Origin of the sequence: Arhodomonas aquaeolei DSM 8974 (genome assembly GCF_000374645.1) — a bacterium.
Lineage (GTDB): Bacteria > Pseudomonadota > Gammaproteobacteria > Nitrococcales > Nitrococcaceae > Arhodomonas > Arhodomonas aquaeolei.
On the sequence record NZ_KB894800.1, the window covers coordinates 422,244 to 444,943 of the forward strand.

Below are 22,700 nucleotides of genomic sequence, written 5' to 3' on the forward strand. Positions count from 1 at the left end.
AAGGAAAGGACGCATGCGAAACCGCGAAATCTATGCCAAGGACCCATCCCAGCAACGCTTGGAGAACGAGGGAGTGGCGTACGTCAACGACGACGCCAGCGACCGCGCCCAATCAGTACTCCGCTACGAGCTGGAGACCTTCGTCTGCGACGGCCAGTATGCCCGTGGCATGCAGGACATCCTAGACACCTACCTGCGCAACCTCAGCGGCGGTGCCTCACAGCAACCCGGTGTATGGATTAGCGGCTTCTTCGGGTCGGGCAAGTCGCACCTGGCCAAAGTGCTTCGCAACGTTTGGGAAGACTTCACCTTCGACGACGGCGCCACTGCGCGGGGGATCACTACGCTGCCCCAAGAGATTGGTGACCAACTCAAAGAGTTGTCTACCCAGGGCAGGCGCCATGGAGGGCTGTTCGCCGCCTCAGGTACTTTGGGTGCGAGCTCGCGCGACAAGAGCGTGCGCCTTGCACTCCTGTCCGTCATTTTCCGCGCTGCCGGTCTCCCGCGGCAGTACCCCGTCGCACGTTTCGTCATGTGGCTGCGGGATGAAGGCATTCTCGACGAGGTACGGAATGACGTCGAGGCTCGTGGCGATGACTGGCAGGAAGAGCTGGACAACTTCTACGTGGCGGAGTCGCTCCACGAGGCGCTGGTCAAGGCGAAGCCGAGGACGTTCAGCAGCGTAGAATCTTGTGCCGAGACGCTGAGCCACCTTTACCCGCACGTCACTGACGTCAGCAGCGACGACATGCTCGAGGCGATTCGTCAGGCCATAAGTCGTGACGGCAAGATGCCCCTCACGTTGGTGGTGCTGGACGAAGTACAGCAGTACATCGGCTCCGATGGCCAACGCTCCATCGAGGTCCAGGAAGCCGTCGAGGCGTGTTGCAAGGAGCTCGGCAGCCGACTCATGTTCGTCGCAACCGGCCAGACCGCGATCACCGGCACCAGTAACCTGGCGCGCTTGCAGGGCCGCTTCACTACCCGCATCGAGCTCTCGGACGCCGACGTGGACGCAGTCATTCGCCAGGTGGTGCTGGCCAAGAAGCCCGATGCGAAGGGCCCCGTCACTGAGGTGATGGAGGAGAACCTAGGCGAGATTTCCCGTCACCTCGCTGATACTTCCATCGCGCATCGCCAGGAGGATACCAGGCACTTCGCGCAGGACTATCCCATCCTGCCCGTACGTCGGCGCTTCTGGGACGCTGCGCTGCGGGTTCTCGACCAGACCGGCACTGATAGTCAGCTTCGCAACCAGCTGAGCATGATCCACAAGGCGATCCAGACCAACCTGGACGCGCCCTTGGGCAACATCATCCCGGCTGACTACCTCTACTTCGACGCCGCCGACCGGCTGTTACAGGCACGCATGCTGCCGCGCAAGCTGCATGACGCCACTCTGCGCTGGCTCGAGGGCAGCGAGGATGAGCACCTGATGGCGCGCGCCTGCGCGCTCGTGTTTCTGATCAACAAGGTGGCCGGCACCAATACCGAGCTCGGGCTGAAGCCGACGCTGAGCAACATCGCCGATCTGCTGGTGGACGATCTTACGGCCGGAAGCAGCTCGCTGCGCGGTCACCTGCCAACATTGCTCGATCAATGCGAGTTCATCATTAAGGTCGGTGACCAATACCGCATTCAGACGGAGGAAAGCGCCGCTTGGAATGACGCCTTTCTCAGCCACAAGAACACGCTCGGCAACGCAACGCATCAGATCGAGACCGAGCGGGAAGACCTGATTCGGCAGCATTTCGCCAAACAGGTCGGGAATCTCTCATTGGCCCACGGGGAGGCGAAGGTTCCGCGGCCACTGTCCCCAGTATTCGACACGGTGCTGCCTGGCGACGCGCCTGAGAAGCTCTACGTGTGGGTTCGCAACGGCTGGTCGGACGACGTGAGCCAGTTACGAGCCGACGCGCGTCAGGCGGGATCGGAATCTCCCACGTTATTCGTCTTTATCCCGAAGCGTTCTGCCGATGAGCTGCGAAATCAGCTGATCGAATACAAGGCGGCGACGGCCACCCTTGAGACCCGCGGCACGCCGGGTACCCCAGAGGGCCAGGAAGCTCAGGCCGCCATGCAGACCACGCGCGACACCGCCCAGCGACGGATCAACGAGTTGTTGGACGAGGCCTTCAGCGGCGCCCAGGTCTTCCAGGGCGGCGGTAACGAGCTCGTTGGTGCCACGCTGCGAGAAGCCATCCTCGAGGGGGCTGAAAATGCCCTGACGCGGCTTCACCCCAAGTTCCACCAGGCCGACCACTCGAACTGGGACAAGGTGTATGCCAAGGCCAAACAGGGTGCGCCCGACGCACTGAAGGCCGTGGGTCACGACGGTGAGCCGCAGGCCCATCCGGTCTGCAAGGCCATTCTCGGCTATCTAGGCAACGGTAAGAAGGGCAGCGAGATCCGCGAGCACTTCGAGCATGGCGAGTACGGCTGGCCACAAGACGCCGTAGACGGCGCCCTGCAGGTGCTCCTGGTCGCCGGCCAGATCCGCACGGTCGATGGGACAGCGCCCCAGGACCTGGATCGCCGCGCCATTGGCAGGACCGAGTTCCGCGTGGAAGCCACCACAATATCCGCCAGCGAGCGCATCAAGATCCGTAAAGTGATGCAGAAGCTGGGCGTCCAGGCCAAAGCTGGGGAAGAGTCGCCCAAGGCGCCCGAGTTCGTCGAGAAGCTACGATCTCTGGCGGACCGTGCCGGTGGTGGTGCCCCACTACCACCTCCCCCTAGCACCGATGCCCTCGAGGCAATACGCCTGAGCAGTGGCAATGACCAGCTCAAGGCCATCGTCACCAATCAGGACGAACTCCTCACTGCGATCGATGAGTGGCAGGCCATCGCGGACAAGATTGCGCAGCGCCAGCCCGCCTGGGCAACTCTCATGCACCTGGCGAATTACGCCAGGGGCGAGCAAGACGCCGAGCCGCTGCTGGCTCAGGTGGATCAGATCCGTGAGCACCGCTCCCTGCTCGATGACCCGGACCCCATCCAACCCCTGCTGAGCAACCTCACGCAGTACTTCCGTGACGCCTTGAATACCTTGCGGGAACGCTACGAAGCGGAGCATGCAGCGGGTATGGCGCGGCTGGAAGCAGATGAAAACTGGCAGCAATTGTCCCCCGAACAGCGCCATGATCTCCTGGAACCGAAGCGCCTCACCAACGCCCACGCGCCGAAGATCGCACTCGGCTCCACCGACGAGGTACTGGAGACGTTAGAACGCGTGCGCCCGGAGGCCTTGGCCGACCGCATCGCCGCGCTGTCCAGCCGCTTCGATGAGGTTTTGACAGCGGCCGCGGAGGCCATGGAGCCCCAAGCCCAGTTCGTCAGGCTGCCGCGCCGCACACTCAAAAGCGAGGCCGAGATCGATGCCTGGCTGGAGGAAGCGCGCGATCAGCTCCAGCAGGCCCTGCAGGCCGGACCCGTGATCACCCAATAGGAGCGGCGACAGGGCATGAGATCACGCCGCGATATCGAAGCGCTGCTGGAGGAGCTGGAGCACTACATCGCCGACGACCTGGAAGACCAGGACCTGGACTTCAAGCAGTGGGACACCCAGAGCCTCGCCAAGGCCGTGAAGACGGTCGTCGACATGGCCATCTGCATGGTCAACGGTGGAGGCGGCAGCGTGGTGTTCGGCGTCGCTGACCGTATCTCGGGGCGCCAGCAGGCCGTGCTGGGCGTGCCGCCGGAAATCGACGTCAATGTGCTGAAGCGGGCCGTCTATGACCAGACTGACCCCCACATTACCCCGGTATTCGAGGAGCTCCATGTGCCGGAGGGCACCGGCCGGGTGCTGATCATGCAGGTGCATCCGGGCATGCCGCCCCATACCGATACCAAGGGGGGCGGTACCATACGCATCGGCAAGGAGTGTAAACCGCTCACCGGCACCCAGCGCCGCAAGATCGGCGTGGAGACCGGCGATACCGATTACACCGCCGAGACGCTGGGTCCCGTCGACGATGCCCTCTTCTCGCCTGTCGCCATGGAAGCGCTTCGCCACCTGGCACAGCGTGAAAGAGCCCCGGATGAACTCCTGCGTCGCTCCGACCGGGAGTTGCTCGATACCCTGGGACTGATCCGCAAGGGACAGGTTACCCGCGCCGCTATCCTGTTGGCCGGTACCGAAGAAGCCCTGCGCGAGCACGTGCCGGGCCACCTGTGGACCTTCCTGCAGATGCGCTCCGATACCGACTACGGCGTTCGCGAGGACCGCGTCAGCGCCCTGCCCCTATCGGTGCAGCGTATCGAGGAGCTGCTGGTGCCCTTCAACCCCATCACCACCGTGCAGCAGGGCATGTTTCACTTCGAGTACCGCACTTGGCCCGAGGTCGCGGTGCGCGAGGCGCTGATGAACGCCTTCTGTCACGGAGACCTGCGCCTCGCCGGCCCCGTGATGGTCAAGCTCTACCCCCAGCGCCTGGAGGTCAGCAACAACGGTGGCTTCATCGCGGGGATCAGCGAGCACAACATCCTCCACCACCAGCCGGCCGCCCGAAACCCGCTGCTGGTCGATGCGCTGGTCAAGCTGCGCCTGGTCAACCGCAGCAACCTCGGGGTCAGCCGCATGTTTGAGGCCATGCTGATGGAAGGTAAGGAGCCCCCGGTGATCCGCGAGATTGGCGACTCCGTCTCGGTGATCTTCCAGAAGCGGGAGATCAATGCCGCGTTTCGGCGGTTCGTGGCCGAAGAGAGCGAGCGCGGCCGCAACCTCGGGGTCGATCAGCTGCTGCTACTGCAGTATTTCCTGCAGCACCCCGAGGTGGATACCGGCACAGCGGCGGGGCTCTGCCAGCGCACCGAGCCAGAAACCCGAGAGCTGCTCGCCGATATGGAGCGACAGGGCTACGTCGAGCATGGGGGAAGCGGTCGCGGGGCCTACTGGAGCATTCACCCCGAACTCTATGCACGGCTTCGTGCCGATGGCAACGCGGAGACACGCCGCCGCATCGATTGGGATGCCGCCAAGACCCGGGTACTCAGCATCCTGATCGAACGCGCCAAGCGCGGCGAGGAGGGTCTGAGCAACAAGGAGATCCGCCAGATCACCCGCTTCGACCGCAACCACGCCTATCGCTTGATGCGCGAGCTACGGGAAGAAAACCCGCAGATCCAGCCCCCCGGGAAGGGCAAGCACGCCCGTTACGAATACCGCAATACGTAGAGCAATGCGCTGCGCATTGGGGTGAGCATTAAACCCAGCTCAATGCGCGCTGCAATGCTCACGCGCAATAAACACGCATTCGCAGGGAGAACGTTGGAAGGGATAAACAAGGACGGCAGCATGCAGCCACTCGACAAGACACTCCGCAACCAGCTCGACCGCACCGTGCGCACGGCCCGCCCGGTAGCCGAACAGGCCGCCGAGGCGGCCCTGGAGCAGCTCGGCCTCGGCGAGGAGAACCCGCCCAGCTACCTCGGTGAAGACCAGCGCGCTCTGCGCCGTCGGCTGCGCGCCCACGCCCGTAGCCTCGGCGACCCGCTTAAGGACGGCACCCAGGCGACGACCCGCCTGATCCATGAGGTCGCCTATGAGCACTGGCACCGCATGATCTTCGCCCGCTTTCTGGCCGAGAACGAGCTGCTGATGTACGACGGCGTGGCCATCACCCTGGAAGAGTGCGAGGAGCTGGCCGAGGAAGAAGCGGAACAGGGCGAGCGCACCAACGGCTGGGCCCTGGCCGCCCAGCTGGCCAGCACCATGCTGCCCCAGGTGTTCCGCGTCGACAGCCCGGTGTTCGAGCTGACCTTGGCCGCCGAGTATCAGCGCGAGCTGGAGGACCTGCTGGCCGACCTGTCGGTGGAGGTCTTCCACGCCAGCGACAGCCTGGGCTGGGTCTACCAGTTCTGGCAGACCGACAACAAGGAGCGCATCAACCGCTCCGAGGTGACGATCGGCGCCGACGAGCTACCCGCCGTCACCCAACTCTTCACCGAGCCCTACATGGTCAGCTTTCTGCTGGACAACAGCCTGGGGGCCTGGTGGGCCGCCCGCCGCCTGTCTGAGGCCGACCTGGCCAGCGCCGAGAGCGAGCAGGAGCTGCGCGACAAGGCCAGCCTGCCGGGCGTGCCACTGGAGTACCTGCGCTTCGTCAAGGACGAGGAGACCGGACACTGGACACCCGCCGCCGGCACCTTCGATGCCTGGCCGCAGAGCCTCGCCGAGCTCAAGACCCTGGACCCCTGCTGCGGCAGCGGCCACTTCCTGGTCGCCGCCCTGCTGATGCTGGTCCCCATGCGCATGGAGATGGAGGGTCTCAGCCCCCGCGACGCCGTGGATGCGGTGCTGCGCGACAATCTGCACGGCCTGGAGATCGACCAGCGCTGCGTCGAGCTAGCCGCCTTCGCCCTCGCCCTCACCGCCTGGCGTTATCCGGATGCCGGCGGCTATCGCCCCCTTCCTGAACTGCACCTGGCCTGCTCCGGCCTGCCCATCAGCGTGGCCAAGGAGGAATGGAAGGCCCTGGGGCTGGGAAGGAAGAACCTCACCATCGCCCTGGACTGGCTCTACGACAGCTTCAAGGACGCCCCCATCCTTGGCAGCCTGCTCGATCCCACACGCACCCGCGCCGCCAAGATCGCCCACTGGGAGGAGCTCTCAGAGGCGCTTAACCAAGCGCTCAGCCAAGAGAACAGCGATGAGGAGCTTGAAGCTGCGGTGACCGCCCAAGGCTTGGCCAAGGCTGCCACCCTGCTAGGCGATCGTTACCACTGGGTCATCACCAACGTGCCGTATTTGGCGCGAGGCAAGCAGCATCCGAAACTGCAGCAATTCTGCGCCGACCACTACCCGGCCGCCAAAAATGATCTGGCCACGGTCTTTCTCGACCGCTGTCTGGAGCTGTGCGTAGAGGGTGGCACCACCAGCAATGTGCTGCCTCAGAACTGGCTGTTTTTAAGCAGAAACTCCCTATTCCGAAAAAAATTACTGGAAAGTGAGGTTTGGCAAGTAATTGCGAGGTTAGGGCCCGGTGCATTTGAAACCATTAGTGGAGAAGTTGTAAAAGCGATTCTCATTGCCATTAGCAGAGGCAACAACACCGTCCATTCCCAGGAAGGCTTATTTAAGGCAGTTAGAAGAAACTTGATCTGCGGGCTAGATGTTGCTGAATCACGCACAATAGAAGAAAAGTCAGAAAAGCTGCGTAAAGACGGTCTATCTGTTGTCTCGCAAGCTCAGCAATTAAGCAACCCAGGATTCGCCATTGAAATCCAAAACCTTTCAGATATTTCTCGTGTCAATGATTTAGCGTATGTGAGGGGTGGCATAACTACTGGTGACTCACCTAAATATAGACAGGCGTTTTGGGAGCAAAAACGTAAAAGCAATCTATTCTCATTCCAGCAAAGTACAGTAAAAAGTACTCAGGACTTCTCGGGAAGAGAGTTTTGCCTGTTGTGGCAGAATGGAGATGGGGCGCTCTCATGGGCAGCCCAGAATGCTGGAGCCACTATTGCAGGGAGAGACGCCTGGGGAAAAAAGGGAATAGCAGTAACTTACACCGGTTCACTAAAGTGCAGCATTTATAGTGGCGAATTATTTGAAAACGTAATATGTACAATGGTGCCAAATAAACCAGAACATATGCCGATATTGTGGAGTTTCTGCAGATCGCCTGAATTCGAAGAGGCGGTTAGAACCGTAAATCAGAAGCTGAGTGTAGATGTCCGATATTTTGAAAAGGCTCCAATTGACCTTAGTCGCTGGACAAAAGTCGCCGAAGAAAAATATCCTCACGGCCTCCCCGAGCCCTACTCCAACGATCCAACCCAGTGGATCTTCCACGGGCACCCGTGCGGCTCGGTAATCTGGGACGAAGCAGTCAAATGGACCGCCCATGGCCCGCTTCGCACCGATGACACCGTGCTGCAGGTGGCCGTGGCTCGGCTGCTGGGCTATCGCTGGCCGGCGGAGCTGGACCCGGAGATGGAACTGGCCGAGGAGCAGCGCGAATGGGTCAGGCGTTGCGAGGCGCTGCTGGGCCATGCCGACCGCGATGGAATCGTCTGCCTGCCCGCCGTGCGCGGCGAGCGTCGCGCCGTGGATCGGCTGGAGGCCCTGCTGGCCGATGCCTATGACGACCAGTGGTCCGCCACCACCCGCGGCAAGCTGCTGGAGAGCGTCGACCACACCGGCAAGGACCTGGAAAGCTGGTTGCGAGACAAGTTCTTCGCCCAGCACTGCAAGCTGTTCCAGAACCGCCCCTTCATCTGGCACATCTGGGATGGCCTCAAGGACGGCTTCTTGGCGCTGGTGAACTACCACAAGCTCGACTACAAGGCCCTGGAAACCCTCACCTACACCTACCTGGGCGACTGGATCACCCAGCAGAAGAAGCAGATCAGCGAGGGCATCGATGGCGCCGAGGCCCGCCTCGCCGCCGCCGAGGCGTTGCAGAAGAGCCTGGAGCTGATCCTCGAAGGCGAAGAGCCCTACGACATCTTCGTGCGCTGGAAGCCCCTGGAGGAGCAGCCCATAGGCTGGGATCCGGACCTCAATGATGGTGTGCGCCTCAACATTCGCCCCTTTATGACTGCGCCAGACGTGAAGAAGAAGGGGGCCGGAGTCCTTCGCGATAAGCCCAACATCCACTGGAAGAAGGACCGCGGCAAGGACGTGGAATCCGCGCCGTGGTACGACCTAGGCCCCGAGCTGGGCGAGGCCAAGGGCGCCCGCATCAATGACCACCACCTGACGCTCGCGGAGAAGCGCAGGGCGAGAACGCAAGCAGGGAGCAACCGAGCAGGATGACCAAGAAGATCAGTGGCGCGGAGTATCCGCTCGCCAAAATATTCAGTTCCGAGTTCGAGTACCGGATCCCGTCTTATCAGCGACCTTATGCATGGACCGTGGATCAGGCATCCGAGTTGTTTGATGACCTGTACGACTTCCATGTCAGTGAGGACGAGGAGGGTTACTTCCTGGGCAGCATCGTGCTGATCAAGGAGGAGGGGAGGGCCGAAGCCGACGTGATTGATGGTCAGCAACGACTGACCAGCCTGACTGTCCTGCTGGCGGCTATTGCATCCCTGATCGAGGGCGAGGAACATCGATCCACTCTCAACAAGTACATCATGGAGCCAGGCAACCCGTTTGAGGGACTTGAACCCAAACCGCGACTCACGCTGCGAGGGAAGGACCAAGACTTCTTCGCCCGGTACGTGCAGGGTATGCGCTTCGACGATCTCTTGGCGCTGGGCTCGCACACGCTGGAGAACGAAGCGCAAAAGAACATTCAGGTGAACAGTCAGTTGTTTTTGAGCCGGGTTACCGATCGGTTTGGCAACGACCAGCAAGCGCTGCACCGGTTTGTAGGGTTTCTGCTACAACGCTGCTTTCTTGTTGCGGTATCCACACCCAGCCAGAAGTCGGCCTTTCGGGTGTTTTCGGTGATGAACAGTCGGGGGCTGGATTTGCAGCCGACCGACATTATCAAGGCGGATGTTATCGGACAGCTGCCGTCCGAGGAAATGCAGGAGGTGTACAACGCGCGTTGGGAAGACATGGAGGTGGAGCTGGGGCGTTCCGGGTTCAACGATTTGTTCGCCTACGTGCGGATGATCTATGCCCAAGAGAAAGCGAAACGCGCGCTACTGGAAGAATTCCGGGATCATGTCCTCACACGAACCACCGGTGCGACGGCGTTGATCGAAGATGTTCTTGAGCCCTATGCGGAAACCCTCTCTACGTTGCGAGAGGTCAATTACGTCGCCGAAACCGATGCGGACAAAGTCAATCGCTATCTGCGTTGGCTTAACCGTATTGATAACTCCGACTGGATGCCGCCGGCGATGACCTTTCTCGCCGAACACAAGGATGACCCGACCTATGTCGAGTGGTTTTTCAACCGGCTCGAGCGACTTGCTGCGTATATGCACATCTGCGCACACAATGTAAACCAGCGGATCGAAAGGTATGCGCAGTTGATCGCTGCGTTGCAGCGGACCCATAGCCGGGACGATCGGGTGCAGGCCGTCGAATTAACAGAAGAGGAGAAGGCCGCAATGCGGCGCGCCTTGGATGGCGACATCTACACCCTGACCGCGCGGCGCCGCAATTACCTGATGTTGCGGCTGGACTCGTTTGTCTCGGATGGCGCGGCCTCCTACGACCCGACGCTTCTCACCATCGAACATGTTCTGCCTCAATCGGTACCGGAGTCCAGTGAGTGGGAGAAACACTGGCCGACGCCGGAGAAGAGAGCACAGTGGGTGCACCGTCTAGCCAACCTGGTGCCCTTGAACAAGCGGCGGAATTCCCAGGCGCAGAACTTCGACTTTGAGAGGAAGAAGAATGCCTATTTTCGCGGACGTAGCAATGTATCTTCTTATGCGCTGACCAGTCAGGTACTGGGACAGGAGGAATGGACGCCGGACGTTGTCCAGGAACGGCAGAAGTACCTGGTGGACGCGCTGGTCGACGGGTGGGATCTCTGACACTCATGGTACTGATCGAGCGGTTGGCCGAGGCGATTCGGCGAGCCTCCGCACATAACCCGGACGTGCAAGCGGCACCGGCCTGCATACTCTGGCCTGACCGGGAGCGCCTCTGGGAGCCGGTGATCGCGCAAATCCAGGCGCAGCTGCCGGAGCTTTTGGTGCTCGGTGACTATGCGCCGGAGGCGCGACGTGGTCCGGCGATCTGGCTGCGCTGCGCCATCGCCGGCACGCTGGACGACGTGACGGTCGATCCGGAAACGCCGCCAGTCATTTATCTGCCCGGCGTCGGCCGACAGGACCTGCGCGCCATCAGCGAGTGTCCGGACTCCCTCAAACCGCTGGCGGAATTGCAGTATCGGGGCGTGCTGTGGTCGCAGGTGAACGCCAAGGACTGGACGCCGCGCGCCTTTCTCTCGTCCCAGCAGGGGGGCCTCGGGTTGGACATCCCAGGCGACAGTGCCACGCGCCAGGCCCTGCTGGCGGCGTTGCCCCGGCTGCTGAACGAAGAAGTCGAGGATCTGCAGGGCCAGCACCTGGACGTCGATGCGCTGAACACGCTGCTCACCGGGGGCGATCCCGTTCGCGACCTGCTGGACTGGCTCAGCCAACCGGAGGGCGTGAAGGCCAGCTTGCCAGCCGATGAATGGAAGGCCTTCTGCCATGTCTGCGCATCCCGCTATGGCGTACACCCCGAACAACACAGTGCGCTGGAAGCCGTCGAGAAACTCACCCAGCGACAGGGCACGTGGAAAACGGTGTGGACGCGCTTCGCGGAGGCGCCGCACCGTTATCCGGAGCTTATCCGGCAGATTCGCCAGCTTACGCCCCCAGACCTGGGGCTCTTTCCGGCTCCGGAAGACATGGAGGTCTGGCCGCAGCTCAACCGACAGGAGGAGGACAGGCTCTATGACGCCCTGTCCAGGTTGAGTGATCTGCCGGCCCACGAGGCTCGGGATCGGCTCGAGATGCTGGAGCGCGAGCATGGTATGCGCCGGGCGTGGGTGTGGGCCGAGCTGGGTGAAAGTCCTTTAGCCGTCGCCCTGGCGCCACTCGCCCAGCTTGCCCAGGTGACCCGGCGCAGCCTGGCCGGTGGCGAGCCCGAGGACATGCGCCAGGCCTATGCCGCCGACGGGTGGAAGGCGGATGATGCGCTGCTGACCACGCTGGCGGCAGTGAATGGGCAGCGTGAGCAGGAGGCCGTCTTCACCGCGATACGTACCGTCTACATGCGATGGGCCGACGAGGCGGCCCGTCACCTACAGCAAACCTGGCGGCCAGGAGTGGATGGGCTCAAACGGGGGGCCACCTCCCCTCGCGCACACGAAGAGGAGTGCGTGCTGTTCGTGGATGGCCTGCGGCTGGATTGCGGCAAGCGATTGGCCAAGAGGCTTGCCAGTCTGGGATTGGCGGTCGAGGAGCACACCGCCTGGGCGGCGTTGCCCAGTGTGACCGGGACCGGGAAATACGCGGTGGCACCCGTCCTGAATAGCGATACTCTCCACGAAGAACCCGCTGGTTATCAGTTCACGCCGATCACTCAGCACCTGTTCAAGAAGCTACTGCACGAGCACGGGTGGCAGGTGCTCGAGCGACGCCAGGTGGAACGCCTGCACAAGGAGACACTGGACACCTCAAGGCCCGCCTGGTGTGAGTTTGGAGATATCGACCACGCCGGACACGAGCGCGGCTGGAAGCTGGCCCAGCATGTCGATGACATGTTGGCCGAGGTAGCGGAGCGCATCGAAGCCTTGCTGGCCCAGGGCTGGCCGCAGGTACGAGTGGTCACCGATCACGGGTGGCTGCTTCTCCCTGGAGACCTGCCAAAGACGGAACTGTCTGCCAGCCTGGTAGAGACCAAGTGGGGACGCTGCGCGCAGCTAAAGCCCGGCGCGCGCACCGATGCGGTGCGCTTCCCCTGGTACTGGAATGAGCAGGCGCACTTCGCCCTCGCAGAGAGCATTCACTGTTTCAAGGCGGGCGAAAGCTATGCTCATGGGGGCCTCAGCGTCCAGGAATGTGTCACGCCGGAGCTCGTCGTAACTGGTACCACCGGTCCTAGGCCCTCGGTATTGATTGACGATCTGGTGTGGAAAGGGCTGCGCTGCACACTGGCTGTGGAGGGAGACACCGACGGAATGACGTTGGACGTACGCCATCACGCTGGCGATCCGACAAGCAGCCTCGCTCTCTCCCCCAAGCCCTTCAAGACAGGTGGCAAGGCTTCGGTCGTGGTCGCCGATGACGATCGTGAGGGAGAGACAGCCCAGGCCGTCATTCTCGACAGCGCGGGACGGGTGATTGCGCAGCGCTCGACTACCGTCGGCGGCGAGCACTGACAAAGGGGACTTCATGGAACTCGATGAGCTCGATCGTAAGGCCGCCGAGCAACTGGATGGTTTCTTGGTCCGCAAGGACCTGGTGCGGACCTTTGCCCGCCAGTTCCCAGTGCCGACTTACGTGGTGGAGTTTCTGCTCGGACGTTACTGCGCGAGCACCGACCCGGAAGAAATCGAGGAGGGACTCGAGGTTGTCCAGCGACAGCTTCAGTCGCGCACCATCAAGGCTGGAGAGGAGGAGTTATTCAAGGCGCGCGCCCGGGAGAAGGGAGACATCAAGATCATTGACCTCATCCAGGCGCGGCTGGATACCAAGAGCGATAGCTACCTCGCCACCCTCCCGAGCCTGCGCCTGAACGATGTGCGTATCCCCGAGGAATTGGTAAGCGAGCACGAGCGGATGCTGACCGGCGGCTTCTATGCGGAGGTCACCCTTGCGTATGACTCCGGTGTTGCCCAGGAACAGGGCGGACGCCCATTTGGTATTCGGGCGTTGCGCGAAATCCAGCTCTCCAAGCGCAATGTGCTCGAAGAGCTGGCACGGGCCCGGAGCGGCTTCACGACAGAGGAGTGGAAGGCGTTTCTGCTGCGCTCCACCGGCATCGAGCCCGCCGGGCTCACGGAGCGGCAGAAGGACGCGATACTGCTGCGAATGGTCCCCTTCGTGGAGCGCAACTATAACCTCGTCGAGCTGGGACCTCGAGGCACCGGGAAGAGCCACCTATTTCAGCAGGTGTCCCCTTACGCCCACCTGATCTCTGGCGGCAAGGCGACCGTGGCAAAGATGTTCGTCAACAACTCCAATGGCCAGCGTGGTCTGGTCTGCCAGTATGACGTGGTTTGTTTCGACGAGGTCTCCGGCATTTCCTTCGACAACAAGGATGGCGTCAACATCATGAAGGGCTACATGGAGTCCGGCGAATTCTCTCGAGGCAAGGAGAGTATCCGTGCGGACGGTTCGCTGGTGATGGTCGGGAACTTCGATGTGGACGTCGAGCATCAGCAGCGTATCGGGCATCTATTCGGTCCGCTCCCGGAGGAGATGCGCTACGACACCGCCTTTATGGACCGTATCCACGCCTTTTTGCCGGGCTGGGACGTACCCAAAGTTGGCAAAGACTTGCTGACCGATCATTTCGGTCTGGTAAGCGACTTCCTCTCCGAATGCTGGAGCCAACTACGCAACCAGAGTCGCGTCTCCCAGTGGCAGGGTCGAGTGTTCTTCGGTGGTGCCCTTTCAGGGCGAGACAGCAATGCCGTGAACAAGACGGCGAGCGGACTACTGAAGCTACTGTACCCGGGCCCCGAGTCGACGCCCAGTGATGAGGACCTCGAGTGGGCGATCCATATCGCCATGGAGGCGCGTCGACGCGTCAAGGAGCAGCAGAAACGCATCGGCGCCGCTGAGTTCCGTAACACACACTTCAGTTACACCATGGGCGAGGACGGCGTCGAGAAGTTCGTGGCAACCCCCGAGCTGCAGAGCGACAATAGCATTGGTAGCGACCCGCTGGAGCCCGGGCAGGTTTGGGCCATTAGTCCCGGCGGGCAGGCCAGTGGCGGCCAGGAAGAACATCCCGGCCTGTTCCGTATCGAGGTCAACGAAGCCCCCGGGTCGGGGGTGAAAATCCTGAATAAACCGATACCGCCAGCGTTTCGCGAGAGCGTCGGCTATGCCGAGCAAAATCTCTATAGCCGTTCGGCACAGCTTGTCGGCGACAAGGACCCCCGTCAGCATGAGTTTGCCGTCCAGCTTCGCGCGTTCGATGCGGCCAAAAGCGGTAGCAAATTGGGTGTCGCCGCCCTGATCGCCATGAGTTCGTCGTTGCTCAAGCGCAGCCTACGCGGAGGGCTAATCGTAGTCGGGGAGATCAACTTGGGAGGCTCAATCGAACCAGTCCACAACCCAGTCACTCTGGTGGAGATTGCTGTCGAGAAGGGGGCCAGCGCCATTCTCATGCCGGTCACCTGTCGAAAGCTGCTGTTCGACCTATCTGACGAGATGGCGACTAAGGTCGACATTCAGTTCTATTTGGATGCGCGTGATGCCCTGCTTAAGTCTTTAGGGGAATGACCGCTGGTAAAGTCACCTCTCCGTTCGACCAGATATCACCGAGAGCTGGTGTAGGGTGTCGGCCTCACCCCTTCCGCTCGCTGGTGGCGTTTCCCTGCGCCGGGTGCGTTCGGCAGCTGGGTCGATTCTGATGGCCACAGGGGGGGGGTCAAAAGCGCGATGGCCATTGGCACCCGGCTTTCCCGTCGGGCGGCCCGGCTCTTAGCGGGCCGTGTCACATTATTGCGGCGGGAAGAAGATCGCCATGATCGGCACGCCGATTAACAGGCCAAGAATAACAAGCGCAAAGATACCGTTCATGATCTGCCACGGCGTTTTCTTTCCGGTTTCCGCGTAATACTGCCGGCGCTCGCGGTTTTTCTGAACGACGCGGTTCGGGTGCGGGTACGGCTCAACATCGCGAAACCCGCGGCCGATTTCATACAGCGATTGCGCTGACTTCTCCGCGTGCACAACCGCTTCGCGCTGTTTCTGTACATTCTTGTCGGCCATGATTTCCGATTGCGGAATGCCTCGCTCCTCGGCCGCGTGAACTATCGCATCGCGAAGCCGCCCGAGTTCGCGGTAACACGCGTGCAGCTCGTTAATTGCGTTCCCCTGTTCCGCCAAGGCCCTATTTTGCCGCTTTATCTGATTGTGGCGGCCGCCGGCCATGCCGGCCCAGAAATAAGCATCAGAATCCATTCCTACACCTCCCGTTCCGCCGCCGCGCTCTCGATGCGCTCGGCGTATTCCGTCAGCGTGTCCGGCGAGATTGCACCGTCGCGCGCCATCATTGCTACAACCGCCGACCAGGCTACGGCCTTCTCCCGCGCCTGGCGGTCGTCGTCGTAGGGCTCAGTCGCGCGCGACGGTGCTATCTCGCCGCACTGCTGACGCCAGACGCTCGAACTCAAGAGGATGCACAGCGGCCATAACGTATACTCCTTGGAGGTGACCAGAAGGAACGCCGCTGTGACTTTGCTGTGACTCGGAGGGAATCGGCAGTTACGCGGATTCGCGTAACTGCCTGATTTTATGGTGGCCAGGGAGAGAATCGAACTCCCGACACGGGGATTTTCAATCCCCTGCTCTACCGACTGAGCTACCTGGCCCGAGGTCGGGTATTCAACCGAATTAGGGCACCGGCGTCAAGGGGCGGTAAAGACCCACGCGCCGTCCCTCTCGCGCCGCGCCACGGCGCCGGTATGCCAGAGCCGGTTGAGGTGGGCGACGGCCTCGCCCATGGCGAAAAACAGGCTGTGGCTGTCCAGGCTGCGATCGAAGAGCAGCGGCAGTGCGTCCGCCGCGGTGAGCGGCCGCCGCCGGGCCTCGGCGAGGAGCACCTCGAGATGATGCCCGTGGTGGGCACGGAGCTCGGCGGTGCGAGCATGCAGACCGCGGAACGGCCGGCCATGGGACGGCAGCACCAGGGTATCCGCCGGCAGGGTGTCGAGGGTGTCCAGCGAGTCCAGGAATGCCCCGAGCGGATCGGCGTCCGGCGCGGCCGGCGGGACACTGACGTTGCTGGAGATCCGCGGCAGGAGCTGATCGCCGGCGATCAGCACACCGTCCTCCGCGCGGTAGAGACAGGCGTGCTCCGGGGCGTGGCCGCGGCCGACGATCACGCGCCAGTCCGCGCCGGCGAGGTCGAGCGTGTCACCGTCCGCGATGCAGCACCCGATCTCCGGCATGCCGTCGACCAGGGGGCTGTACGTGTTGCCACGCCGACGCAGGGCGTCGGCCCGCCCGGCGTCGAGTCCGTGCCGGCGGTAGAACGCCGCCACCGACTCGCCCGCCTCGTCGTCGGAGCTGGCCAGCAGCCGTGCCGCGGTGTCGCGCTCCGCGCGGCTCATCCAGACGGCGGCCCCCGTCGCGGCCTGCAGCCACCGCGCCAGACCCATGTGGTCCGGGTGGAAGTGGGTCACCACGATGCACCCCGGCGACCACGCATCCAGCAGCACCTGCCAGTGGGCGCGGTTGTCGGGCGAATCCACGCCGGTATCCACGAGCACGCGCTCGCCACCGCCGTCCAGCAGCCAGAGATTGATGTGGTCCAGGGCGAAGGGCAGCGGCAGGCGCAGCCAGCGCACGCCCCCGGCGACCGGTACCGGCTCGCCGAGGGCCGGACGCGGCAGGGGGTAGTCCAGTGCCGCGGCGCTCACGCGTCCGGGCGGTAGTCCGGGGGCAGCTCGGAGCCCGAGCCGAAGAAGAACTTCTCCATCTCCTTCTCCAGGAACTCCCGCGCCTTGGGGTCCATCGGCGAGAGGCGGTACTCGTTGATGAGCATGGTCTGGTGCTGCAGCCACATCTGCCAGGCCTCCTTGGAGACCTGCTCGTAGATCCGGCGCCCGAGGTCACCGGGATAGGGCTGCCTGGACAGGCCCTCGGCCTCGCGGCCGAGCTTCACGCAGTTAACGGTTCGAGTCATGGATCCTCCAGGCCCTTGAGCAGTCGCGCGACCGGCGCGGCGAGGCCGCGGGCGTCGCCGGAGCCGGCGTTATACCAGACGAGGTCGGCGTCATCCATGACGGCCGTGCCCGGGCCGGCATCCGCGCGCACCGGGTGTATGTCCAGCGCGAAGTGGGTGAATACGTGCCGCAGCGGCCGCCACTCGTGCACACCGTACAGCGTGAGGCCGAAGCGCCGGGACGCCTCCGCCGCCGGGTCCGCGTCGACGTCGCATTCCGGCGGACACCACAGCCCGCCCCAGATCCCGGTGGGCGGACGACGCTGGAGCAGCACCCGGCCGTCGTTCCGGGTGATGAGCAGCATGCGCGTCGCCCGCACGGGTTTGTCACGCTTTGGCCGGCGCCCCGGGAAGGCCTCCGGCGTCCCGGCGGCGCGGGCGTGGCAGTCCGCCGCCAGCGGGCAGGCGCCGCAGAGCGGGCGGCGGCGCAGGCACACCGTCGCCCCCAAGTCCATCATGGCCTGGTTGAAGGCGTCCGGACGGGTATCCGGCGTGTGCGCCTCGGACCAGGCCCACAGCTCGCGGGCCACGGCGGTGCGCCCGGGCCAGCCGTCGATGCCGTGGTAGCGCGCGAGCACCCGTTTGACGTTGCCGTCGAGGATGGGATGGCGCTCGCCGCGGGAGAGCGAGAGGATCGCCCCGGCGGTGGAGCGCCCGATCCCGGGCAGGGACTCGACGGCATCGATGTCGGCAGGGAACTCGCCGCCGTGATCCTCGACCAGCCGCTGCGCCGCCCGGTGGAGATTGCGCGCCCGCGCGTAGTAGCCGAGCCCGGACCACAGGTGCAGGACCTCGTCCACGTCCACCGAGGCCAGGGCATGGACGTCCGGGAAGCGCGCCATGAAACGCTCGAAGTACGGGATCACCGTGGTGACCTGGGTCTGCTGGAGCATCACCTCGGAGACCCACACCCGGTACGGCGTGGCCGGGCGCTGCCACGGCAGGTCATGGCGACCATGGACATCGAACCACTCCAGGACACGGGCGGCGACGTCCGCCGCCGCGGCGTCCCGTTGTGCCGACAGCCCTGCCATCAGTCGCCGAACAGCCCCTTGAGGCGATCACCGACCTTCTTCTCGATCTCCTCCTTGGCCTTGGTCTTCACCTCCGCCTTCTTCTCGTCGACCTTCTCCTTGACCCGGCCCTGGGCGGCGCGCTGGAGCGCCTCGCCCACCGCGAGCTCGACACTGGGGCCGGTGAGCGGGCCATGGAAGCGCAGCGGCACGGGCACACGTTTGAGCGCCGCGAGCTCGTCGCCGCCCTGGCCCTCCAGCGAGCTGACGACATTCACCGTGAGGTTGTAATCCATCTCGCGACTGACCAGGTTCACGTCACCGTCGCCGTCGAGCCGCAGCAGCGGCGTCTTGGCCTGGAGGTCCTGGTTGCGGAGCATGCCGCCATCGATCTGAACCGTGCCGGTGAGGCTGCTGAAGTCCGTCCTGCGCTCCCCGCCGGCGTCGCCCACGGACCCGCCACGAAAACGCGCCACGGCCTCGCGCAGCATCTGCGCGATGTTGATGCCCTTGACCGCGCCGTCGGTGAACTCGAAACGCGCCTGGCCCTGTAGCGCCTTGATCAGCGCGTCCGTCTGGCGCCCGGCGGTGCTCGCCTGCAGGCTCAGGCTGGCGGTGCCGAGCAGCCGCTCGAACCCGGCCATGTCGGTGAGCAGCGGCCCGGCGCTGACGCCGCTTAGCCGCTCGTCCACCTGGACCCTGGGCTCCTCGCCGGTGGCGTCGACGCGCACGTCGCCCTGGTAGTTGCCGCCGTAGAGCGCGGCGTTCAGCGGATGGACGCGGAGTTTGCCGTCCGCGGCCCTGACCACGACCTCCACGTCGCTGAGCTTGAGGCCGGAGACCGTGAGCTGGCCCACGGCGAGGCGGCCGTCCAGGTTGAGCGCCCGCAGGGTGTCCACGGGGATCTCGCCCGCCCCCTTGGCCGCGGCGCCGCCGGGGGTACCCGCCTGCTGCCCGCCCTCGGAGGCCGGCGGCAGGTAACGGTCCACGTTCAGGGACTCGGTGGAGAGATCGAAGGCGATCGCAGGGTCGGCGAAGTCGCTCACCGAGGCGGTCCCCTTCACCGTGGTGTCGTCCAGAGTGAGGTTCAGCGGGTCCGCGCGCAGCGTGCCGCCGCTGTAGCGCAGCTCGGTGCTCGCCTCCAGCCGCTTGAGGACGTCCGGATCACGGGTCTCCGGCACGGCCATGTCGAGGGCGTCCATCACCTCCCGCGGGCTCACCGCCGGCACGTTCAGCGACGCGGCGGCGACCGGGCCCTGATCCGTGGTGCGTACCTCGGCGTTACCGTGGAGCTCGGCACCCGCGCCGGCCACGCTCAGCTCGGGGATCCGGTAGGTCCCGCCGGCGAGGTCGGCACGGGCCTCGCCGCTGACGGTGACCGTCTGCTCCCCGGCAGGCACGCCGTCGCCGCTGGCGGTCAGATCGAGGGCGATACCGGTGACGGTCGCCTCACGCAGGGCATCGTCAACCTGCAGGGTCGCGGCGAGCTCACCGGCGAGCGACACCCCCTCGCCCAGCGAGGCCTGCCAGTCCGCCTCCAGGGGCACCGGCGCACCGAAGCGCACGTCCTCCAGCGATAGATTGAGCGGCTCCACGGCAAAGGCCGTGCCCGCGCCCTCGTCGCGGTAGCTGATGCGGGCGTCGCTCACCTCCACACCGTCGAGCCGGGCGTTGCGCACCATGGCCGGCAGCGCCGGGGCAGCGCCATCCTGCTGAACCGGGGTCAGCGAGACCGGTACCACCTGCCCCGCCGCGGCCTTCTGCGCCGGCGGCGTGAACTGCTCCCAGTTGGCCTCGCCGTCGGCGTTACGGATCAGGCGCAGCCTCAACCCCTCCAGGGTGATGGTGTCGAGACGGGGCTCGCCGGAGATCAGCGAGCTCAGGCCGACACCGAGCGTCACGCGCCCCACCTCGGCGAACGGCTCCTCGCCGAATCCGGGCGCGTCCGCCAGGGCGACGTCGTTGACGGCGAGCCCGAGGCGGGGAAAGAAGCTCAGCTCGATGTCGCCGTCTATGGCCAGGGAGCGACCGGTGTTGCGCTCGACAACGGCGGCGATGTCCTCGCGGTAGTCGTTGGGGTCAACGAACGCGACCACGGCGAGCGCCGCCGCCACGACGAGGGCGATCAACGCGATCACGACGATCACCACCCACTTCAGTAGCTTGCCCATACCGGTCCTCCTGACGGTGTCATGCCGACATTCTAGCCACATGGCCGGGGCGTTGTATTGCCCGTGCCGAGGGCTCGGCTCCTATACTGCGAAAAGGGGTTGACCGGGGCGTTAACGCCCCGATCCTTGAACCAAGGGACAAAAGGACAGGATGCGCCGGGCATCCTGCACTGTGTCATGGGGGTAAGGCCCGCGGGCGGCGCCGCCGCGGCGGGCCGAGGGGCCATGAATCACACGGCGTCATTACAGGAGACGACCATGACGAAGACCTGCGTTGTCGTTGCCGAGGGGGCCCGCGCCCGTTTCTTCACCCTGGAGCACGCGGAGGTGCCGGAGCTCGACGGCGGCCCGGACCTCGTCGAGCGCAACACCCTGATCAACCCGCGCCACCGAGCCCACGACGAGCACGTCTACAGCGACGGGCGCAGCGGCCGGAACCGCGGCCCGTCCGGCCAGGCCGTCACCTACGACGAGCACCGGGACGGCTTCGACGCCGAGCTCGAGGGACGCTTCGCCCGGGAGATCGTCACCGAGCTGCGCACGCTGCTCGAGAATACCGGCGCCGAGCGGGTCATTCTCTGTGCGGAGAAGCGGATGCTCGGTTTCGTACGCCAGGCCCTGAACGGCAGCACCCCGGAAGGCGCGCGGATCGTCGAGGTCCCCAAGGACCTCACCCGTCTTTCCGCCCGCCAGCTCCACGCCCGGCTGACCGAGGACGGGCTGCTGCCGGCACGGCGCAGCGGCGGCAACGGCGCGCGTCCCGGCGCCGGCTGACCCGGCTCCGCGCCGTCGCCGGATGACCGGCGGCGGCGCGGATAATAGGATGAACACTACCCGCAATCAAAGACACGGAAAGGAGAACGGCAATCATGGCAGCTGGAAGCGACAGCTATCACGAGCCACTCGAAGAGCTCAGCCGGGAGACGCGGCTGCATCACCAGGCGGTGGTATCACTGCAGGAAGAGCTGGAGGCGGTGGACTGGTACCGCCAGCGCGCGGACGCCTGCGGCGACGACGAACTGCGCGGGATCCTGCTGCACAACATGCGCGAGGAGCTCGAGCACGCCTGCATGTGCCTGGAGTGGCTGCGCCGTAACTACCCGGATTTCGACAGCCACCTGCGTGAATATCTCTTCAAGGACGGCCCCATCGTCGGCCACGACCACTGATCACCCCGCGCCCGCCGGGCGCGGCCACACCGGGGGCACTCCATGGAGGAGAGCAGGGCGACGGACGGACTGATCTGCGCATACGCCGCCGGCACACGCGGGCGGCTCGAACCCGCCGACGCCGCGGCCGTTGCCGGGTGGCAGGCGGGGGACGGCACGCTCTGGACCCACCTCGACCGCACCGCGCCGGACATGCACCGGTGGCTCGGTCAGACCGCTGGGCTGCCGCCCCTGCTGGTGGAGGCCCTGCTCGCCGAGGAGACCCGCCCGCGGCTCGCGCCCATGCACGACGGTCTGCTCGTCATCCTCCGCGGCGTGAACCTCAACCCCGGCGCCGACCCGGAGGACATGGTCTCGATCCGCATGTGGCTGGATCACGAGCGCCTGATCTCCCTGCGCGGCCCGCGCCTCCAGGCGGTGGAGGACGTCCGCACCGCCCTGGACGCCCCCGGTGCGCCGCGCACCCCCGGCGGACTGCTCACCGCCCTCGCCGCGGGCCTGGTGGCACGCATGGGTCCCATCATCGCCGGGCTGGAGGAGGACCTGGACGCCCTGGAGGAGCAGCTCGTCGACCGCCAGGGCCGCGAGATGCGCCAGCAGCTCGTCGCCATCCGCCGCCAGGGCATCATCCTGCGCCGTTTCATCGCCCCCCAGCGCGACGTCATGCAACGCCTCGCCACCGAGGCCCTGCCCTGGCTGGACGAGACCGACCGCGGTCGCCTGCGCGAGACCGCGGACCGCATCACCCGTTACGTGGAGGATCTCGAGGCCCTGCGCGACCGTGCCGCCGTGGCCCAGGAGGAACTGGCCACGCGGCTGTCCGACCAGATGAACCGCACCATCTACGTGCTCTCGCTGGTGGCGACGCTGTTTCTGCCGCTGGGCTTCATCACCGGCCTGCTGGGGGTCAACGTCGGCGGCCTCCCCGGCACCGAGGACCCCGGCGCGTTCATCCTGCTCTGCGTCGTCCTCGGCGTGCTCGCCGTCGCCGAGCTGGTGCTCTTCCGCCTGCGCCGCTGGCTCTGAGCCCTCGCCC

15 protein-coding genes and 1 tRNA gene are annotated in these 22,700 nt (G+C 64.6%); 9 read left to right on the top strand and 7 right to left on the bottom strand.

The window, feature by feature from the left end:
* Positions 1 to 13: 13 nt before the first annotated feature.
* The 6 genes from brxC to brxL all read left to right on the top strand — a co-directional run bounded on the left by brxC (position 14) and on the right by brxL (position 14,862).
* Positions 14 to 3,448: a BREX system P-loop protein BrxC gene (gene brxC / locus C516_RS0101825; protein ID WP_018716649.1), complete on the top strand. Its 3,435-nt coding sequence runs from the start codon at positions 14 to 16 to the stop codon at positions 3,446 to 3,448.
* Between the two features lie 15 nt (positions 3,449 to 3,463).
* Positions 3,464 to 5,176: an ATP-binding protein gene (locus tag C516_RS0101830; RefSeq protein WP_018716650.1), complete on the top strand. Its 1,713-nt coding sequence runs from the start codon at positions 3,464 to 3,466 to the stop codon at positions 5,174 to 5,176.
* Positions 5,177 to 5,296: 120 nt separating this feature from the next.
* Positions 5,297 to 8,764 (top strand): Eco57I restriction-modification methylase domain-containing protein, encoded by a 3,468-nt coding sequence (locus C516_RS0101835; RefSeq protein ID WP_018716651.1) that lies wholly within the window; start codon positions 5,297 to 5,299, stop codon positions 8,762 to 8,764.
* Positions 8,761 to 10,449, top strand: a complete 1,689-nt coding sequence (locus C516_RS0101840) for a DUF262 domain-containing protein (protein WP_018716652.1) — start codon at positions 8,761 to 8,763, stop codon at positions 10,447 to 10,449. The genes C516_RS0101835 and C516_RS0101840 overlap by 4 nt, the downstream gene beginning before the upstream one ends.
* 5 nt (positions 10,450 to 10,454) lie before the next feature.
* Positions 10,455 to 12,788: a BREX-1 system phosphatase PglZ type B gene (gene pglZ / locus C516_RS0101845; RefSeq protein WP_018716653.1), complete on the top strand. Its 2,334-nt coding sequence runs from the start codon at positions 10,455 to 10,457 to the stop codon at positions 12,786 to 12,788.
* 13 nt (positions 12,789 to 12,801) lie between these two features.
* The gene (brxL, locus tag C516_RS0101850) at positions 12,802 to 14,862 is read left to right on the top strand and encodes a BREX system Lon protease-like protein BrxL (protein WP_018716654.1); all 2,061 of its coding nucleotides are present in this window, start codon (positions 12,802 to 12,804) and stop codon (positions 14,860 to 14,862) included.
* A gap of 219 nt (positions 14,863 to 15,081) precedes the next feature.
* Here the strand turns inward: brxL and C516_RS0101855 are convergent, their stop codons facing one another.
* The 7 genes from C516_RS0101855 to C516_RS0101885 all read right to left on the bottom strand — a co-directional run bounded on the left by C516_RS0101855 (position 15,082) and on the right by C516_RS0101885 (position 20,495).
* Positions 15,082 to 15,546 carry a hypothetical protein gene (locus tag C516_RS0101855; protein ID WP_018716655.1) on the bottom strand — a complete coding sequence of 155 codons (465 nt, stop codon included), beginning with the start codon at positions 15,544 to 15,546 and terminating at the stop codon, positions 15,082 to 15,084.
* A 2-nt stretch (positions 15,547 to 15,548) separates the two neighbouring features.
* Entirely contained in the window at positions 15,549 to 15,758 is a 210-nt protein-coding gene (locus C516_RS20975; RefSeq protein WP_156831090.1) for a hypothetical protein, read from the bottom strand.
* Between the two features lie 122 nt (positions 15,759 to 15,880).
* Positions 15,881 to 15,956, bottom strand: a tRNA-Phe gene (locus tag C516_RS0101865).
* A gap of 36 nt (positions 15,957 to 15,992) precedes the next feature.
* Complete coding sequence (locus C516_RS0101870; RefSeq protein WP_018716657.1) at positions 15,993 to 17,006, bottom strand: MBL fold metallo-hydrolase; 1,014 nt, start codon at positions 17,004 to 17,006, stop codon at positions 15,993 to 15,995.
* A complete protein-coding gene (locus tag C516_RS0101875; protein ID WP_026320868.1) occupies positions 17,003 to 17,272 on the bottom strand; it encodes an oxidative damage protection protein in 270 nt (89 codons plus the stop codon). The genes C516_RS0101870 and C516_RS0101875 overlap by 4 nt, the downstream gene beginning before the upstream one ends.
* Entirely contained in the window at positions 17,269 to 18,345 is a 1,077-nt protein-coding gene (gene mutY, locus C516_RS0101880) for an A/G-specific adenine glycosylase (protein ID WP_018716659.1), read from the bottom strand. Before mutY ends, C516_RS0101875 begins: the two co-directional genes overlap by 4 nt.
* On the bottom strand, positions 18,345 to 20,495 hold the full coding sequence (locus C516_RS0101885) for an AsmA family protein (RefSeq protein ID WP_018716660.1): 2,151 nt from the start codon (positions 20,493 to 20,495) through the stop codon (positions 18,345 to 18,347). The genes mutY and C516_RS0101885 overlap by 1 nt, the downstream gene beginning before the upstream one ends.
* A 258-nt stretch (positions 20,496 to 20,753) precedes the next feature.
* Between C516_RS0101885 and C516_RS0101890 the strand changes: the two genes are divergently transcribed.
* From C516_RS0101890 to C516_RS0101900, 3 genes are all read left to right on the top strand, one after another.
* Positions 20,754 to 21,269 (top strand): host attachment protein, encoded by a 516-nt coding sequence (locus C516_RS0101890; protein ID WP_018716661.1) that lies wholly within the window; start codon positions 20,754 to 20,756, stop codon positions 21,267 to 21,269.
* 95 nt (positions 21,270 to 21,364) lie between these two features.
* Positions 21,365 to 21,664, top strand: a complete 300-nt coding sequence (locus C516_RS0101895) for a ferritin family protein (protein ID WP_018716662.1) — start codon at positions 21,365 to 21,367, stop codon at positions 21,662 to 21,664.
* Positions 21,665 to 21,706: 42 nt separating this feature from the next.
* Positions 21,707 to 22,690, top strand: a complete 984-nt coding sequence (locus C516_RS0101900) for a zinc transporter ZntB (protein WP_018716663.1) — start codon at positions 21,707 to 21,709, stop codon at positions 22,688 to 22,690.
* The last annotated feature ends 10 nt before the right edge of the window (positions 22,691 to 22,700 follow it).